General features: G+C 50.0%; 1 protein-coding gene. It reads left to right on the forward strand.

Translation table 11 applies throughout. The features are described 5' to 3' along the window. Positions 1-160: 160 nt before the first annotated feature. Positions 161-1,015 (forward strand): dimethylarginine dimethylaminohydrolase family protein, encoded by an 855-nt coding sequence (locus ON064_RS18360; protein ID WP_274625892.1) that lies wholly within the window; start codon positions 161-163, stop codon positions 1,013-1,015. The last annotated feature ends 10 nt before the right edge of the window (positions 1,016-1,025 follow it).

A 1,025-nucleotide genomic window follows, 5' to 3' on the forward strand; every position in this document is an offset into this window, starting at 1 on the left:
GCGCTCCCGATAGAGCGCCCGTTTTTTCTATTATTGACTTTTATACGCACTTCTTCTGTAAGTTGTATCCAGCCAAATTTAAATAAACTCTTTTCCAGGTTTTATGAGACTGCGAAAAAGGAATAGTACTGTAAAATCATGCTCTTTGGAGGAACTTATTATGTCCACACATGCCAAGCCTGTCCCAGCAGCCGATTGCCGCAGCGAATACGATACCCTGCGCCACGTGCTCCTATGCCCACCGCGCTTTATGGAAATTCGAGACGTCATCAACGATGTACAGAAACGCTATAAAGAGGAAAACATTGACGTAACGGAAGCTTTACACCAGCATTCAGCCTTTGTCGAGGCATTGGCTGCAGAAGGCGTCGATACTGCCTTTCTGGAGGCCTCTGAAAAATACCCGGAGCAAGTGTTCACACGCGACATCGGCTTCACGATCGGCGATACGGTCTTCATCAGTGAAATGGCCGCGAATGTCCGCCAAGGAGAAGAACGGGTGCTGCAAAACTGGCTCGCTGAAAAAGGCGTCCGCTTCAAGCATTTACCGGGGCATCGCATCGAAGGCGGGGATGTCATGATCGATCAAGATACAGTATTCATCGGGATCAGCAGCCGCACTTCTGAAGAGGCGATTGAGGAATTGCAGCGGCATATGCCGGATTTCCGCGTTGTCCCGATTCATCTCAACGAAAAATACTTGCATCTCGATTGCGTCTTCAATATTTTATCGCCGACCGAAGCACTCATCTTTCCGGAAGCGCTGGAACAAGCGACAATTGAAATGCTGAGTGAACGCTATACGTTGATTCCTGTCGAAAAGGACGAACAATTCAAGCTCGGTACGAATGTGCTGTCGATCGGCGACCGCCGCGTCTTCAGCCAGCCGCAAAACACCAAGGTCAATAAGCAGCTTCGCGAACACGGCTTCCGCGTGATCGAAACCGATTTTTCGGAAATCATCAAATCCGGCGGCGCTTTCCGCTGCTGCACGATGCCTGTCGCCAGAGGCTGAACAGAAACAG

Origin of the sequence: Planococcus sp. A6, assembly GCF_028823615.1 — a bacterium.
Classification (GTDB): domain Bacteria; phylum Bacillota; class Bacilli; order Bacillales_A; family Planococcaceae; genus Planococcus.